This is a genomic window from Ferribacterium limneticum (assembly GCF_020510585.1).
Taxonomy (GTDB): domain Bacteria; phylum Pseudomonadota; class Gammaproteobacteria; order Burkholderiales; family Rhodocyclaceae; genus Azonexus.
On sequence record NZ_CP075190.1, the window covers coordinates 379,596 to 393,050 of the forward strand.

At 56.4% G+C, this 13,455-nt stretch carries 7 protein-coding genes; all 7 read left to right on the plus strand.

Annotated elements, in window-relative coordinates; translation table 11 throughout:
- The first annotated feature begins 122 nt into the window (after positions 1-122).
- The 7 genes from rpoB to rpsJ all read left to right on the plus strand — a co-directional run bounded on the left by rpoB (position 123) and on the right by rpsJ (position 13,448).
- Positions 123-4,403, plus strand: a complete 4,281-nt coding sequence (gene rpoB, locus KI613_RS01800; RefSeq protein WP_226403522.1) for a DNA-directed RNA polymerase subunit beta — start codon at positions 123-125, stop codon at positions 4,401-4,403.
- 21 nt (positions 4,404-4,424) lie between these two features.
- Positions 4,425-8,636, plus strand: coding sequence for a DNA-directed RNA polymerase subunit beta' (rpoC, locus tag KI613_RS01805; RefSeq protein WP_226403523.1), 4,212 nt, complete (start codon positions 4,425-4,427; stop codon positions 8,634-8,636).
- A 158-nt stretch (positions 8,637-8,794) separates the two neighbouring features.
- On the plus strand, positions 8,795-9,172 hold the full coding sequence (gene rpsL / locus KI613_RS01810; protein WP_011286083.1) for a 30S ribosomal protein S12: 378 nt from the start codon (positions 8,795-8,797) through the stop codon (positions 9,170-9,172).
- 110 nt (positions 9,173-9,282) lie between these two features.
- Positions 9,283-9,753 carry a 30S ribosomal protein S7 gene (gene rpsG / locus KI613_RS01815; RefSeq protein ID WP_226403524.1) on the plus strand — a complete coding sequence of 157 codons (471 nt, stop codon included), beginning with the start codon at positions 9,283-9,285 and terminating at the stop codon, positions 9,751-9,753.
- An 18-nt stretch (positions 9,754-9,771) separates the two neighbouring features.
- A complete protein-coding gene (gene fusA, locus KI613_RS01820; protein ID WP_226403525.1) occupies positions 9,772-11,865 on the plus strand; it encodes an elongation factor G in 2,094 nt (697 codons plus the stop codon).
- Between the two features lie 17 nt (positions 11,866-11,882).
- Positions 11,883-13,073, plus strand: a complete 1,191-nt coding sequence (gene tuf / locus KI613_RS01825) for an elongation factor Tu (RefSeq protein ID WP_117607634.1) — start codon at positions 11,883-11,885, stop codon at positions 13,071-13,073.
- Between the two features lie 63 nt (positions 13,074-13,136).
- The gene (gene rpsJ / locus KI613_RS01830; protein ID WP_028994183.1) at positions 13,137-13,448 is read left to right on the plus strand and encodes a 30S ribosomal protein S10; all 312 of its coding nucleotides are present in this window, start codon (positions 13,137-13,139) and stop codon (positions 13,446-13,448) included.
- The last annotated feature ends 7 nt before the right edge of the window (positions 13,449-13,455 follow it).

Consider the following 13,455-nt stretch of genomic DNA (forward strand, 5'->3'; position numbering starts at 1 on the left):
TTGAATAACGCCAGTTGGCAAACGCAAACGATGCTTTCTTCTTCCCCTCTGGGGAGGAGAGTTCGTTTGCGTTTGCCTGTTTTCTCAGGTTCAACGTTTGATTCCATCCTCACGGAGTTACCATGACTTACTCCTTCACCGAGAAGAAACGCATCCGCAAGAGCTTCGCCAAGCGCGCCAGCGTGCTTGACGTCCCCTACTTGTTGGCGACCCAGTTGCAGTCTTTCAAGGATTTTCTGCAAGACGGGGTCGCACCAGAGCGGAGGAAAAACGAGGGCTTGCAAGCTGCATTCACCTCTATATTTCCGATCATTTCGCATTCTGGCAACGCTCGCCTGGAGTTCGTCAGCTACATGCTGGGAGAGCCGGCATTTGATGTCACGGAATGCCAGCAACGCGGCCTGACTTTTGCATCATCGCTGCGTGCGAAGGTCCGCTTGGTCATCATGGACCGTGAAGCACCGGATACCGTGAAGGAAGTAAAGGAGCAGGAAGTCTACATGGGCGAAATGCCCTTGATGACGACCAACGGTTCCTTCGTTATCAACGGTACCGAACGGGTCATCGTCTCCCAGTTGCACCGCTCGCCTGGCGTATTCTTTGAGCATGACCGCGGCAAAACCCATAGCTCCGGCAAGCTGCTTTTCTCTGCTCGCGTCATTCCTTACCGTGGCTCGTGGCTGGATTTCGAGTTTGATCCGAAAGACACGCTGTTTTTCCGCGTCGACCGTCGTCGCAAGATGCCGGTTACCACCCTGCTCAAGGCTATCGGCATGTCGTCCGAAGAAATTCTTGAGCAGTTCTTTGAGTTCGATACCTTCCTGCTGGCCAAGGATAAAATCGAGTTCACTCTGGTTCCGGAACGCTTGCGTGGCGAAGTCGCTCGATTCGATTTCGTCGGTCCCGATGGCAAAGTCATTGTTGCTAAAGACAAGCGTATTACTGCCAAGCACATCCGTGATATTGCAACTTCTGCCATCAAGCAAATTGCCGTTCCGGAGGAGTTTCTGGTCGGGCGCGTCGTCGCCAAAAACATCATTGACAAGGCAACGGGCGAAGTCATCGCCAATGCCAACGATGAAATTACCGAGATCTTGCTCGCCAAACTGCGCGAATCTGAGATTTTCACGATTGAAACCCTCTACACCAACGAACTAGATCGCGGCTCGTTTATTTCGAACACTCTGCGTGCTGACGAAACAGCCACCCGCCAAGCCGCCCGTGTTGCCATTTATCGCATGATGCGTCCGGGGGAGCCACCGACCGAAGAGGCTGTCGAAATATTGTTCAATGGTTTGTTCTATTCCGACGAACGCTACGATCTATCGGGCGTTGGTCGGATGAAATTCAATCGTCGTCTAACCCGGCCAGACGTTATTGAATACAAGCTGATGCTCAAGGGCCTTGCGTCCAAGGCCGAAGCAGCACTGAAAAACCTAGCCGAAGCCTCCGGTTTTGCGCTGTCTGCTATTCAGGATTTAGTCGGCTTGATGCCCTATGGCGCACGCGCCATGGTGGAAAACGTCACGCTGGCTGAAGCCGAAGCGCTGGCTGCCAAGATCAAGCCGCTCGGCGCCAATATTGAAGTGCGCGAGCAACTGACCCTGTCGCCGCGCGACATCGTCGAAGTGATCAAGATTCTTGTCGAACTGCGCAATGGGCGTGGCGAAATCGACGATATCGATCACTTGGGTAATCGCCGGGTTCGTTCCGTTGGTGAACTTGCAGAAAATCAGTTCCGCGCTGGTCTGGTGCGCGTTGAGCGTGCCGTCAAGGAACGTTTGTCGCAAGCGGAGTCTGATAACCTGATGCCGCACGATCTGATCAATGCCAAGCCGATCAGCGCCGCGATCAAGGAATTCTTTGGTTCCAGCCAGTTGTCGCAGTTTATGGATCAAACTAATCCGCTGTCGGAAATTACCCACAAGCGCCGTGTTTCGGCCCTTGGCCCGGGTGGTTTGACCCGCGAACGCGCGGGTTTTGAGGTTCGCGACGTGCATCCGACGCATTACGGTCGTGTTTGCCCGATCGAAACACCGGAAGGTCCAAATATTGGTCTGATCAACTCTCTGGCTTTGTTTGCTCGTGTCAATAGTTATGGCTTTATCGAAACGGCCTACCGCAAGGTGGTGGATAGCCAAGTTACTGACCAGATTGAATATCTGTCGGCTATTGAAGAAGGCAACTATGTTGTCGCTCAGGCTAACGCCTCGCTGCTCGAAGGCCGTTTGTCCGATGACTTGGTCACTTGCCGCGAAAAGGGCGAAACCATTCTGGCCGAGCCGTCGCGCGTCCAGTATATGGACGTTGCACCAGGCCAGATCGTTTCGGTTGCTGCCTCGCTGATTCCCTTCCTTGAGCACGATGACGCGAACCGCGCTTTGATGGGGGCCAACATGCAGCGCCAGGCAGTTCCTTGCCTGCGTCCGGAAAAGCCGTTGGTCGGCACCGGCATTGAGCGCACAGTTGCGGTCGACTCTGGGACGGCCGTAATTGCCCTGCGCGGTGGCAAGGTTGACTATGTCGATGCCGCACGCGTCGTGGTTCGCGTCAATGATGAAGAAACCATCGCAGGCGAGGTTGGCGTCGATATTTACAATCTGGTCAAGTACACCCGTTCCAACCAGAACACCAATATTAACCAGCGTCCGCTGGTGCGAGTAGGCGACCACATTGCCAAGGGTGACGTGGTGGCTGACGGAGCTTCGACCGACAAGGGTGAGTTGGCGCTTGGTCAGAACATGCTGATCGCCTTCATGCCTTGGAACGGCTATAACTTCGAAGACTCAATTTTGATCTCTGAACGTGTTGTTGCCGAAGACCGTTATACCTCGATTCACATCGAGGAACTGACCGTCGTTGCTCGCGATACAAAGTTGGGGCCTGAAGAAATTACCCGAGATATCGCATCGTTGGGTGAGTCGCAACTGTCCCGTTTGGATGATTCCGGCATTGTTTACATCGGTGCTGAAGTTGAAGCGGCCGACGTGCTCGTTGGCAAGGTCACGCCTAAGGGGGAAACCCAGTTAACGCCGGAAGAAAAGCTTTTGCGCGCGATCTTTGGTGAAAAGGCTTCTGACGTTAAGGACACTTCGCTGCGCGTGCCGTCGGGTATCGCCGGTACTGTTATCGACGTTCAGGTGTTCACCCGCGAAGGTATTGAGCGTGACAAGCGCGCCCAGTCGATCATCGACGAACACCTCCGTCACTACAAGCTGGACCTCGCCGACCAGATGCGTATTGTTGAACGTGATGCCTTTGCTCGTGTCGAACGACTGATTCTCGGCAAGAAGGCCAATGGTGGTCCGAAGAAATTGGCGAAGGGTTCTGTTGTCGAGAAGTCGTATCTCGACGGGATGGATCCGCATCACTGGTTCGATATTCGCCTCGCTGACGATGATGCTGCCCAGCAGTTGGAACAAGTTAAGGATGGTCTGGAGCAGGCGCGCAAGGATTTTGACATTGCCTTTGAAGGCAAGCGGAAAAAACTGACGCAAGGCGATGAACTGCCGCCAGGCGTCCAGAAAATGGTCAAGGTCTACGTCGCCGTGAAACGTCGTCTGCAGCCGGGTGACAAGATGGCCGGTCGTCACGGTAATAAGGGCGTCGTTTCTCGTATCCTGCCGGTTGAAGACATGCCGCACATGGAGGATGGCAGCCCGGTTGACATCGTGCTGAATCCGCTCGGCGTGCCGTCACGGATGAACGTTGGGCAGATTCTGGAAGTTCACCTCGGCCTTGCTGCGAAGGGACTTGGTCATAAGATCGGCGCCATGTTGCGCGCCCAATCGAGCGCCAAGGAAGTTCGCGGTTTCCTGGACCAGATATACAACTCCAGTGGCAAACAGGAGAATCTCGAGGAGCTGAACGACACTGAGGTCCTCGAAATGGCCGGTAACCTGACCAATGGCGTCCCGTTCGCAACGCCCGTGTTCGATGGTGCCAAGGAAGACGAAATCAAGGCCATGCTGGCGATGGCTGGTATGCCGTCCTCAGGTCAGATGACGCTGTTCGACGGTCGCACTGGTGAGGCGTTTGAACGTAAGGTGACGGTTGGCTACATGCATTACCTGAAGCTGCATCACCTCGTTGACGACAAGATGCACGCCCGATCGACGGGTCCGTACTCGCTGGTTACCCAACAGCCGCTGGGCGGCAAGGCCCAGTTTGGTGGTCAGCGCTTCGGTGAGATGGAAGTGTGGGCGCTGGAAGCCTACGGTGCATCGTATGTGCTGCAGGAAATGTTGACCGTGAAGTCCGATGACGTGAACGGTCGTACGAAGGTGTACGAAAACATCGTCAAGGGCGAGCACAGGATCGATGCCGGCATGCCGGAATCATTCAATGTGCTGGTCAAGGAAATCCGTTCGCTGGCGATCGATATCGATCTGGAACGTTACTGATTTAGGGCTGGGAGTTAAACGATGAAAGCATTGCTCGATCTATTCAAGCAGGTAACGGCGGAAGAAGAATTTGACGCGATTACCATTGGTCTCGCCTCGCCCGAAAAGATCCGTTCCTGGTCCTACGGTGAAGTCAAGAAGCCGGAAACCATCAACTACCGCACCTTCAAGCCGGAACGCGATGGCCTGTTCTGCGCCAAGATCTTTGGCCCGATCAAGGATTACGAGTGCCTGTGTGGCAAATACAAGCGCCTCAAGCATCGCGGCGTGATCTGCGAGAAGTGCGGCGTCGAAGTGACGCTGGCCAAGGTTCGTCGCGACCGCATGGGTCACATCGAACTGGCCTCGCCAACCGCCCACATCTGGTTCCTGAAGTCCCTGCCATCCCGTCTCGGAATGGTGCTCGATATGACGCTGCGCGATATCGAGCGCGTCCTGTATTTCGAAGCCTATGTTGTGACTGATCCGGGTATGGTCAGCAACCTCCAGCGTGCCCAGTTGCTCACCGAGGAGCAGTATCTGGAGATGATGGAAGAGCACGGCGATGAGTTCGTGGCGTTCATGGGCGCCGAAGGTATTCGCGAACTGCTGCGCAATCTCGACCTCAATACCGAAGTCGAATCCCTGCGCGCCGAACTCGAAGTCACCGGTTCCGAAGCAAAGAACAAGAAGCTGGCCAAGCGCCTCAAGATTCTCGAAGGTTTCCAGAAATCCGGGATCAAGCCGGACTGGATGATCCTCGAAGTCCTGCCCGTCCTGCCGCCGGATCTGCGTCCGCTGGTCCCGCTCGACGGCGGCCGCTTTGCAACCTCCGACCTGAACGACCTCTACCGTCGCGTCATTAACCGGAACAACCGCCTGAAGCGTCTGCTTGAGTTGAAGGCCCCGGAAATCATCGTCCGCAACGAAAAGCGCATGTTGCAGGAGTCGGTCGACTCCCTGCTTGACAATGGCCGTCGCGGCAAGGCGATGACCGGCGCCAACAAGCGTCCGCTGAAGTCGCTGGCTGACATGATCAAGGGCAAGGGCGGTCGTTTCCGCCAGAACTTGCTGGGTAAGCGCGTCGACTACTCCGGCCGTTCGGTCATCGTGGTTGGTCCGCAGTTGAAGCTGCACCAGTGCGGCCTGCCCAAGCTGATGGCGCTCGAACTGTTTAAGCCCTTCATCTTCCACAAGCTGGAAGTGCTTGGCTACGCCACCACCATCAAGCAAGCGAAGAAGATGGTCGAAGGCCAGGAACCGGTGGTGTGGGACATTCTAGAGGATGTCATCCGCGAACATCCGGTTATGCTGAACCGCGCGCCGACCCTGCACCGCCTCGGTATCCAGGCGTTTGAACCGACCCTCATCGAAGGCAAGGCCATCCAGTTGCATCCGCTCGTTTGCGCCGCATTCAACGCCGACTTCGACGGCGACCAGATGGCCGTCCACGTACCGCTGTCGCTCGAGGCGCAGATGGAAGCCCGCACTCTGATGCTGGCTTCCAATAACGTCTTGTCGCCCGCCAATGGCCAACCGATCATCGTTCCTTCACAGGATATCGTTCTTGGTTTGTACTACGCGACCCGCGAAAAGATCAATGGCCGGGGCGAGGGGATGTACTTCGCCGATACCAACGAAATTGAACGTGCAATGGCCGCCGGCCAACTGGATGTTCACTCCCGTATCTCAGTGCGCCTTAAGCAGTACGAGGCTTCTGCGGTCGACGGCGAATTTGTTGAAAAAATGGTACGCGTCGAAACAACAGCCGGCCGCGCATTGCTCTCCAAAATTCTGCCGAAGGGGATGCCTTTCAAGGCGATTGACCGGGCGCTGAAGAAAAAGGAAATTTCCAAGCTGATCGATGAATCCTTCCGTCGCTGTGGCCTCAAGGAAACGGTCGTCTTCGCTGATAAGCTGATGCAGAACGGTTATGCTCTCGCGACTCGCGCCGGCATTTCCTTCTGTTCCGACGACATGCGCGTTCCTGCCAAGAAATACGAAATCATCGCCGAGGCCGAGGCCGAGGTTAAGGAAATCGAGACCCAATACACCAACGGTCTGGTGACCAACGGCGAACGTTACAACAAGGTTGTCGATATCTGGGGCCGCACTGGCGACCAGGTTGCCAAGGTCATGATGGACGAACTCGGCCACGAAGAAACGGTCGATCGCCATGGCAAGAAGGTTAAGCAGGACTCCTTCAACTCCATTTACATGATGGCGGACTCTGGCGCTCGTGGCTCTGCCGCCCAGATTCGCCAGTTGGCCGGTATGCGCGGACTGATGGCCAAGCCAGATGGTTCGATTATCGAAACGCCAATCACGACAAATTTCCGTGAGGGTCTGAACGTTCTCCAGTACTTCATCTCGACGCACGGCGCCCGTAAGGGCTTGGCCGATACGGCGCTGAAGACAGCTAACTCCGGTTACCTGACGCGTCGTCTGGTCGATGTGACGCAGGATTTGGTCATTACCGAAGATGACTGTGGTACACGCAATGGTTTTGTCGTCAAGGCGCTGGTTGAAGGCGGCGAAGTCATCGAGGCGCTGCGCGAACGTATTCTCGGCCGCGTTGTCGTCGATGATCTGGTCGATCCAGAAACCCAGGAGTCGGTCATCTTCGCCGGCACCATGCTGGACGAAGATCTGGTCGATCTGATCGACAAACTGGGTATTGACGAAGTCAAGGTTCGCACTCCTCTGACCTGTGACACGCGTTATGGCCTGTGCGCCCAATGTTACGGTCGCGATCTGGGTCGTGGCACGATGGTCAATGCCGGTGAGGCAGTCGGCGTTATCGCTGCTCAGTCGATCGGTGAGCCGGGTACCCAGCTCACCATGCGTACCTTCCACGTTGGTGGCGCGGCCTCTCGTGCGGCGGTGGCGGACAAGGTTGAAGGCAAGTCGGCTGGTACCGTGCGTTACACCTCAAACATGCGTTATGTCACCAGTGCCAAGGGCGAAAAGGTGGTCATTTCGCGTTCGGGTGAAGTGTTAATTGTCGACGATCACGGCCGCGAGCGTGAACGTCACAAGGTGCCGTACGGTGCCATGCTGTCGGTCGATGAAGGGAAGTCCGTTAAGGCTGGCACCAAACTGGCAACTTGGGATCCGCATACCCGCCCGATCATCACCGAATACGCCGGTACAGCTCGCTTCGAGAACGTCGAAGAAGGCGTTACCGTCGCCAAGCAGGTCGACGATGTGACTGGCCTTTCTACGCTCGTGGTTATCGACCACAAGCGCGGTGGCAAGGCGGCCGTCAAGGGGGTTCGCCCGGTGGTCAAACTGTTGGACGAGAATGGTCAGGAAGTTAGGGTTGCCGGTAGCGATCACACGGTCTCCATTGCATTCCAGGTTGGCTCGATCATCTCCGTGCTGGATGGTCAGCAGGTCGGTGTCGGCGATGTGCTGGCCCGTATGCCGCAAGAGTCCGCTAAGACGCGTGACATTACCGGTGGTCTGCCGCGCGTTGCTGAGTTGTTTGAAGCCCGTACCCCGAAGGATGCCTCAGTCCTGGCGGAGTACACGGGTACCATCGGATTCGGTAAGGATACGAAAGGCAAGCAGCGTCTGATCATTACCGATCTTGACGGTACTACCCATGAATATCTGATTCCCAAGGACAAACATGTTCTGGTTCACGATGGTCAGGTCGTCAACAAGGGTGAAAAGATCGTCGAGGGCGAGCCAGATCCGCACGATATCCTGCGTCTGCAGGGTGTCGAGGCCTTGGCCCGCTACATCACTGACGAAGTCCAGGACGTTTATCGTCTGCAGGGTGTGAAGATCAACGATAAGCATATTGAAGTAATTGTCCGTCAGATGCTGCGTCGTGTTGCCATCACCGAACCGGGTGATACGAAGTTCATCAAGTCCGAACAGGTGGAGCGCGCCGAGTTGCTGGCAGAAAATGACCGGGCTATCGCCGAGGGCAAGATCCCGGCCAATTTCGATCACATGCTGCTGGGTATCACCAAGGCATCGCTGTCCACCGATTCGTTCATTTCGGCGGCTTCCTTCCAGGAAACGACGCGGGTTCTCACCGAGGCTGCCATCATGGGCAAGCGCGACGAACTCCGTGGTCTCAAGGAAAATGTCATCGTCGGCCGCCTCATCCCGGCCGGTACGGGTCTCGCTTACCATCGCAGCCGCAAGGCTCAGCTGGCCAGCGAAGAGTCGATGGCAGCACTGCCGGTCGACGAGTCTGTTGTGGAAAACGCAACGCAAGCCAGCGATCAGGGTCTGTAGGTCTGTAGGCAAGCCCCTTGTCTCGTTGACAAGGGGCTTGATCGGCCATAGAATTTATGGTCTTTGTCGGCGGAGGCTAATCATTGTCTCTGCTTTGGATAACAAAATAGCCGTCGTGTACCAGTATTGCTGTGCCCGGCCGTTGAAGGAAGTTTGATATGCCGACCATTAACCAGCTCGTGCGCAAGCCGCGCGTAGCCGAAAAGGCCAAGAGCAAGGTTCCTGCTCTGGAAAAGTGCCCGCAGAAGCGTGGCGTCTGTACCCGTGTTTATACCACCACCCCGAAAAAGCCGAACTCCGCTCTCCGTAAGGTTTGCAAGGTTCGTCTGACCAATGGCTTCGAAGTCATTTCCTACATCGGCGGTGAAGGTCACAACCTTCAGGAACACTCCGTGGTTCTGATTCGTGGTGGTCGTGTCAAGGACTTGCCTGGTGTGCGTTACCACACCGTGCGTGGCTCGCTCGATACGCAGGGTGTCAAGGATCGTAAGCAGTCCCGTTCCAAGTACGGGGCCAAGCGTCCGAAGGCTGCTTAATTCAATTAGCGGCTTAAGTAAGTGGCCGTCCCCTTGGGCGGTCGGGAGAGGCCGGGAGGGTAAAACCCTAGCCCGGCTTTTCAACTGAATCGTGTTTAATGGAGGTTAATATGCCCCGTCGTCGTGAAGTACCCAAGCGTGACATTCTGCCGGATCCGAAGTTTGGCAATGTCGATGTCTCCAAGTTTGTAAACGCCATCATGCAAAGCGGCAAGAAGTCTGTTGCCGAGCGTATCGTCTATGGCGCTTTCGATATCATCACCAGCAAGTCCGGCAAGGATCCGCTCGAAGTCTTTGCTTCTGCGATGGCTAACGTTCGCCCGATGGTCGAAGTCAAGTCGCGCCGCGTTGGCGGTGCCAACTATCAGGTTCCGGTCGAAGTTCGCCCGGCTCGTCGTGCCGCGCTCGCCATGCGCTGGCTGCGTGAGTCTGCCCGCAAGCGTTCCGAGAAGTCCATGGGCCAGCGCCTCGCTGCCGAAATGCTGGAAGCCGCTGAAAACCGTGGTGGTGCCGTCAAGAAGCGCGATGAAGTGCACCGCATGGCTGATGCCAACAAGGCCTTCGCTCACTTCCGCTTCTAATTTTCAAAGGGCTTTAACGTGGCACGCAAAACTCCCATCGAGCGCTACCGTAATATCGGTATCAGCGCCCACATCGACGCCGGCAAGACGACAACGACCGAGCGCATCCTGTATTACACCGGTGTCAATCACAAGATCGGTGAAGTGCATGATGGCGCCGCTACCATGGACTGGATGGAGCAGGAGCAGGAACGCGGTATCACCATTACCTCGGCTGCGACGACCTGTTTCTGGAGTGGCATGGACAAGCAGTTCCAGCCGCACCACATCAACATCATCGACACCCCGGGGCACGTTGACTTCACCATTGAAGTCGAGCGCTCGATGCGCGTTCTTGATGCTGCCTGCATGGTTTACTGTGCAGTTGGTGGCGTTCAGCCGCAGTCGGAAACCGTGTGGCGTCAGGCCAACAAGTACGGCGTGCCGCGCCTCGCCTTCGTGAACAAGATGGACCGCTCCGGTGCCAACTTCTTCCGTGTTGTCGATCAGCTCAAGCTGCGCCTGAAGGCGAATCCTGTGCCTATCGTCATCCCTATCGGGGCTGAAGACAAGTTCGAGGGTGTGGTTGACCTTATCAAGATGAAGGCCATCTACTGGGATGAAGCTTCCCAGGGCATGAAGTACGACGCCCGTGACATCCCGGCCGAACTGGCTGACGATGCCGCCAGCTGGCGCGAGCAGATGGTCGAGGCGGCTGCCGAAGCCACCGAAGAGCTGATGAACAAGTACTTGGAAGAAGGCGAGCTGTCGGAAGCTGACATCATCTTCGGTCTGCGTACCCGTACCATCGCCTGCGAAATCCAGCCGATGCTGTGTGGAACCGCATTCAAGAATAAGGGCGTGCAGAAGATGCTTGACGCCGTGATCGAGTTGCTGCCGTCGCCGGTCGATATTCCGCCGGTCAAGGGCATTCTTGAGAACGAATCCGAAGGCGAGCGTCGTGCCGCCGACGACGAGGCTTTCTCGGCTTTGGCCTTCAAGATCATGACCGACCCGTTCGTCGGCCAGCTAATCTTCTTCCGCGTCTATTCCGGCGTGATCAACTCGGGTGACACCGTTTACAATCCGGTCAAGGGTCGTAAGGAGCGTCTGGGTCGTATTCTGCAGATGCACGCCAATCAGCGTGAAGAAATCAAGGAAGTGCGCGCTGGCGATATCGCTGCTGCCGTTGGCCTCAAGGAAGCGACGACCGGTGACACCCTGTGTGATCCGCAAAAGGTCATCACTCTGGAACGCATGATCTTCCCGGAGCCGGTGATTCACGTTGCCGTCGAACCGAAGACCAAGGCCGACCAGGAAAAGATGGGTCTCGCCCTCGGTCGTCTGGCCCAGGAAGATCCGTCTTTCCGCGTGCGTACCGACGAAGAATCCGGTCAGACCATCATTTCCGGTATGGGTGAACTGCACCTGGAAATTCTGGTCGATCGCATGCGTCGCGAATTCAACGTCGAAGCAACCGTTGGCGCCCCGCAAGTGGCCTACCGTGAGTGCATCAAGAAGTCGGTCGAGCAGGAGGGCAAGTTCGTTAAGCAGTCCGGCGGTCGCGGTCAATTCGGTCACGTCTGGCTCAAGATCGAGCCGAACGAAGCCGGCAAGGGCTACGAATTCGTCGATGCCATCAAGGGTGGTGTCGTTCCCCGTGAATTTATCCCGGCGGTCGACAAGGGGCTGCGCGACGCAGTGACCAGTGGCGTTCTGGCTGGCTTCCCGGTGGTTGACGTCAAGTTTACGCTGTTCGACGGTTCCTACCACGACGTTGACTCCAACGAAAATGCGTTCCGCATGGCTGCTTCGATGGCCTTCAAGGAGGGCATGAAGAAAGCCAGCCCGACGCTCCTCGAGCCGATGATGGCCGTTGAAGTTGAAACGCCAGAAGAGTACATGGGTAACGTCATGGGCGACCTTTCTTCCCGTCGCGGTATCGTTCAGGGCATGGAAGACCAGGTTGGCGGCATCAAGGTCATCAAGGCTGAAGTCCCCCTGTCTGAAATGTTTGGTTATTCGACCTCGGTGCGCTCTCTGTCGCAAGGTCGTGCTACCTACTCGATGGAATTCAAGCACTACACCGAGGCGCCAAAGAATGTCGCTGAGGCTGTTATTAACAAGAAGTAATTGCCGGGGAACTGATAATGGCTAAGGAAAAATTCGAGCGTACCAAGCCGCACGTGAACGTCGGCACGATTGGACACGTTGACCATGGTAAGACGACGCTGACGGCGGCGATCACGACGGTGCTGTCCGCCAAGTTTGGTGGTTCGGCCAAGAAGTATGACGAAATTGATGCGGCGCCGGAAGAAAAGGCCCGTGGTATTACCATCAATACCGCCCACGTCGAATACGAAACCGCCAACCGTCACTACGCCCACGTTGACTGCCCGGGACACGCTGACTACGTCAAGAACATGATTACCGGTGCTGCCCAGATGGACGGCGCCATTCTCGTCTGTTCCGCCGCTGACGGCCCGATGCCGCAGACCCGCGAGCACATCCTGCTTGCCCGTCAAGTTGGTGTGCCGTACGTTCTGGTGTTCATGAACAAGTGCGACATGGTGGATGACGCCGAGCTGCTCGAGCTTGTCGAAATGGAACTCCGTGAGCTCCTCTCCAAGTACGACTTCCCGGGCGACGACACCCCGATCATTCACGGTTCTGCCCTGAAGGCACTTGAAGGCGATCAGTCCGAAATCGGCGAACCCTCCATCTTCCGTCTGGCAGATGCCCTGGACTCCTACATCCCGACCCCGGAACGTGCGATTGACCAGCCCTTCCTGATGCCGGTTGAAGACGTCTTCTCCATCTCCGGTCGCGGTACTGTTGTCACCGGTCGTATCGAGCGTGGCGTCGTCAAGGTTGGCGAAGAAATCGAAATCGTCGGTATTCGTCCGACCGTCAAGACCACCTGTACCGGTGTCGAAATGTTCCGCAAGCTGCTCGACCAAGGTCAGGCTGGCGACAACGTTGGCGCCCTGTTGCGTGGTACCAAGCGTGAAGACGTCGAGCGTGGCCAAGTGCTGTGCAAGCCGGGCTCTGTCAAGCCGCACACCCACTTCACCTCGGAAGTGTACATTCTGTCCAAGGACGAAGGTGGTCGTCACACCCCGTTCTTTAATGGTTACCGTCCCCAGTTCTACTTCCGTACGACCGACGTGACTGGCTCCATCGACCTGCCGGAAGGCGTCGAGATGGTGATGCCTGGCGATAACATCGCCATGACCATCAAGCTGATCGCCCCGATCGCCATGGAAGAAGGTCTGCGCTTCGCCATCCGTGAAGGCGGTCGTACCGTCGGCGCCGGCGTCGTCGCTAAGATCATCGAGTAATTCGTTCTTTTAAATAACCGGGGTGAGGTTCGCTTCACCCCTATCGCTCTTTGGAAGCCAAAAATGCAAAGCCAGAAAATCCGTATCCGTCTCAAGGCCTTCGACTATCGTCTGATCGACCAGTCGGCTCAGGAGATCGTTGAAACTGCCAAGCGTACCGGTGCAGTTGTTCGTGGTCCCGTGCCCCTGCCGACTCGTAAGCAGCGTTTCGATATCCTGCGCTCGCCGCACGTGAACAAGGCTTCTCGCGATCAGCTGGAAATTCGTACCCATCTGCGCCTGATGGATATCGTTGATCCGACCGACAAGACCGTGGATGCTTTGATGAAGCTGGATCTTCCGGCTGGCGTCGACGTCGAAATCAAGTTGCAGTAATACAGTA